3 protein-coding genes and 1 other RNA gene are annotated in these 3,924 nt (G+C 42.9%); 1 reads left to right on the top strand and 3 read right to left on the bottom strand.

The window, feature by feature from the left end; translation table 11 throughout:
• Positions 1 to 260: 260 nt before the first annotated feature.
• Positions 261 to 938: an RsfA family transcriptional regulator gene (locus tag LD39_RS08435; protein ID WP_035545157.1), complete on the top strand. Its 678-nt coding sequence runs from the start codon at positions 261 to 263 to the stop codon at positions 936 to 938.
• A gap of 60 nt (positions 939 to 998) precedes the next feature.
• Here LD39_RS08435 and ssrS read toward each other — a convergent pair.
• From ssrS to hisS, 3 genes are all read right to left on the bottom strand, one after another.
• A non-coding RNA gene (ssrS, locus tag LD39_RS22050) (6S RNA) lies at positions 999 to 1,193 on the bottom strand.
• Positions 1,194 to 1,269: 76 nt separating this feature from the next.
• Positions 1,270 to 3,039, bottom strand: a complete 1,770-nt coding sequence (aspS, locus tag LD39_RS08430; RefSeq protein WP_035545155.1) for an aspartate--tRNA ligase — start codon at positions 3,037 to 3,039, stop codon at positions 1,270 to 1,272.
• Between the two features lies 1 nt (position 3,040).
• Positions 3,041 to 3,924: histidine--tRNA ligase (gene hisS, locus LD39_RS08425; protein WP_035545154.1), on the bottom strand; the 884-nt coding region annotated here is incomplete at its 5' end.

The following is a 3,924-nucleotide window of genomic DNA, read 5'->3' as shown; positions in this document are numbered from 1 at the left end:
AAATAAAAAAACAGAAATCCACTTAAGTATATTTCGCACTCCTGTTGGCTACACTACGACTAAATCTGAAAAACTACTTTTCTAGGTAAGAAAAAGTTAAAAGGTGTCCTTACAGATCCAATAAACCTTACAGTGAAGCGTTTCTCGCTAAGGAGGATCAGTCATTATACAGGTTTATCGTCATAGATACCTGACTTCCTCTTTGCTGCTAAACAATCATTCTACTTTCTTACCCAGGAAAGATAACAGGAGTGAAATTGATGCCTAAAGTAAGACAAGATGCATGGTCTCATGAAGACGATTTATTATTAGCCGAAACCGTTCTCCGACATATTCGTGAAGGAAGCACACAGTTAAAAGCGTTTGATGAAGTCGGTGATGTACTAAACCGCACCTCTGCCGCCTGTGGATTCCGTTGGAATGCAGAGGTTCGTCAAAAGTATGAACAAGCCGTAGAGCTTGCGAAGAAACAACGGAAAGAAAAGAAACGAAAAGAAGCCAAGCAGCAGCCTGTTTACCAAGAAGCTACCCGTTCTATTAGTTACCAGCCAGAGCAAGAAGAGGAACAAATCCCTCATTTGCCTGAAAAGAAGGAAGCTGTTACTTACCACGTACCGGCGGCCAACAATTACGAAAACAATTACGAAGCTGAACTGAATCTTTCCCAAGTGATTCGTTTTCTAAAAGATTTACAAAAAGAAACGAAAATCAGCGATTCTGTCAAAGAACAAATAACCTATTTAGAAAATGAGAATAAAGCCTTAACGGAACAAAACCGTCAATTGAACAGGCAATTAGAGTCGATGTCCGAAGACTATCAGTCCCTGATCCAAATCATGGACAGAGCACGTAAAATGGTCATGTTTGATGATCAAGAATATGCCAAACCACAATTCCGCATGGAGAAGAATGGCAATCTTGAGAATGTAGCTCGTTAATAACCATATCAAAAAGAGGATTTCCTATAATGGAAATCCTCTTTTTAAGCAAAAAATAAGACCAATCCCAATCGTGCCGTTGTGTTTAATGAGTTTTGAACCCGCTCCAGGCAGGTGGGTGCCCTGTTTCACACTTCTTGCGTCCTCCCATCAGTGATGGTTAAGAGGCTTGCATTCCATGTGAAAACACCAGGCTCCCTTCTCAAAAATGTTCGGTCAAAACGTACATTCAAACAACGTACACATCAGGATTGGTCATTTAATTGTAAGGCAATCATAGCATATTTACATTACCTTATCAAGAACTAGATACAGATTAAAAGTTCTTAATTTAGTCCTGTTTTTTTGGCTTCAATTGCAAATGAAGTTCATCTAGCTGCTTTGTATCGACGGCCCCTGGTGCATCTGTAAGCGGATCTGCAGCAGACGCCGTTTTAGGGAACAAGATCGTATCCCGGAGATTTGTACGGCCAGCAAGTAACATGATGAAACGGTCGAATCCAAGTGCGATGCCTCCATGAGGAGGTGCCCCATACTCAAGTGCTTCCAGTAAGAACCCGAACTGTTCCTGTGCTTCCTCTTTACTGAAACCAAGCACCTCGAACATCTGATTCTGAAGTTCTGTCTGGTGGATACGAAGCGATCCTCCTCCAAGCTCATAGCCATTCAGAACAATATCATAGGCTTCTGCATGGACTTGCTTTGGATTCGTCTGAAGCTTATCGATATCTTCTTCCGCTGGCATTGTAAATGGATGATGTGCTGCATAGTAGCGTCCCTCTTCTTCGTCATACTCAAACAGCGGCCAATCTGTGACCCATAAGAAGTTGAACTGAGTCTCATCGATCAATCCGAGCTGACGTCCTAGCTTCAGGCGAAGCGCACCAAGGCTGTCATGAACAACAGATGTTTTATCAGCCACAAACAATAGCAGGTCTCCATCTTTAGCCTGTAGTTTTTGCTTCAATGAAGCAGCCTCTGCTTCCTCAAAGAACTTCGCGATTGGACCATTGAATTCTCCATCTTTTACTTTCAGCCAGGCCAGCCCCTTGGCCCCGTAAACCTTCACTTCTTCGGTTAGTTTATCAATGTCTTTCCTTGAGAAATCATCAGCTTTTCCTTCCACATTTAAAGCACTCACTTGGCCTCCAGAAGCTACAGCGCCATTGAATACTTTGAATCCTGAATCTTTGACTTCCTCTGAGATATTAACAAGTTCAAGCCCGAAACGAGTATCCGGTTTGTCAGAACCGAAGCGTTCCATCGCCTCCTCATAAGCCATACGAGGAAATGGTGTTTCGATATCTATGCCCTTCACTTCTTTCATCACTTTCGTCATCATGCGCTCTGTCATAGACATGATTTCTTCCTTAGACATGAAGGATGTTTCAATATCGACTTGAGTGAATTCAGGCTGGCGATCCGCTCGTAAATCTTCATCGCGGAAGCAACGGGCGATTTGATAATACTTTTCAAACCCTGACATCATAAGTAGCTGTTTAAACAGCTGAGGAGACTGTGGCAATGCATAGAATTCTCCTTCATGGACACGACTAGGAACCAAGTAATCACGCGCTCCTTCTGGTGTGCTCTTTGTCAGCATTGGTGTCTCCATTTCAAGATACTCTTCGTTGTTCAGAAAGTTACGGATCACCTGGGTCGTCTGGTGGCGAAGCTTGAAGGTATCTTGCATTTCTCTTCGTCTTAAATCCAAATAGCGATACTTGAGACGGAGGTCTTCCGATACTTCTGACTGCTCCTCAATCATGAAAGGAGGCGTTTTGGATTTACTTAGAATTTTAACCTCCTGCGCCACTACTTCAATGTCCCCTGTAGCTAAGTTTTCATTAACCGTCTGAGAATCCCTGGCTACTACTTGTCCTTGTACTTCGAGAACGTATTCACTTCTAACCATTTCAGCCGTTTGCAAGGCTTCTGGAGAAGTTTCAGGATTGAAAACAACTTGAACCAACCCGGAACGGTCTCTTAAGTCGATGAAGATTAAACCGCCTAAATCACGACGCTTTTGTACCCATCCTTTTAATGTCACTTCTTGTTCTAAGTGATCTTTACGTAACGAACCGCATTTCACTCGTTCCATTTTATTCGCCTCCTGTCAGCTTTTCTTTCATATAGTCAACAATCTCATCAAGAGAAACCTCTTTTTGTTCTCCCGTTGTCATGTCTTTTAAATTAACAACATTATCTTCAAGCTCTCGATCTCCAAGGACGAGAACGTATTTTGATCCGAGACGATCTGCGGCTTTGAATTGAGCCTTCATTTTTTTACCCAGATAGTCTTTGTCTACTTGTACTCCGGCTGTTCTCAATTGATAAGTCAATCGAACGGCCGCCTTTTCAGCTTCTTCCCCCAGAGCTACCATGTAACAATCCAATCCTTCATCAATTGGAAGCTCTACTCCTTCAGCTTCAAGAGCCATTAATAAGCGTTCGATACTCATAGCAAATCCTATACCCGAGGTCTCCGGGCCGCCGACTTCTTGTACAAGTCCGGTATATCGTCCGCCTCCACTTAGAGTCGTAATTGCACCAAATCCTTCTGCCTCGCTCATAATTTCAAACGCTGTGTGATTATAATAATCCAGACCGCGCACAAGATTAGGATCAATGACATACTCAATTCCCATTACATCGAGGAATCCTTTCACCTTTTCAAAATAATCTTTTGAGTACTCATTCAAATAATCAAGTATAGATGGAGCAGTTTCCATGGCAGGGTGCTCCCGATCCTTTTTACAATCCAAGACGCGTAGCGGATTCTGATCAAGACGGACCTGGCAGTCGGCGCATAATTCTTCTCGATATGGATCAAAATGGTCGACTAAAGCCTTCCTGTGGGCTTCTCGGCTTTCTAAGTCACCTAAGCTATTTAAAACGAGTTTCAACGATTTCAAACCAAGCTGCTGATAAGAGCTCATTGCAAGGGCCAAAACTTCAGCGTCTACTGCAGGGTCATCGCTGCCAA

It is taken from the genome of Halobacillus sp. BBL2006 (genome assembly GCF_000786645.1).
Classification (GTDB): domain Bacteria; phylum Bacillota; class Bacilli; order Bacillales; family Halobacillaceae; genus Halobacillus.
Note: the sequence above shows the minus strand (reverse complement) of the source record. Positions and strands in the feature narration are given on the sequence as shown.

Bases quoted from the DNA above. Each gene is read 5' to 3' on its own strand.
- aspS (WP_035545155.1), bottom strand. From the start codon at position 3,039: ATGGAACGAGTGAAATGCGGTTCGTTACGTAAAGATCACTTAGAACAA.
- LD39_RS08435 (WP_035545157.1), top strand. From the start codon at position 261: ATGCCTAAAGTAAGACAAGATGCATGGTCTCATGAAGACGATTTATTA.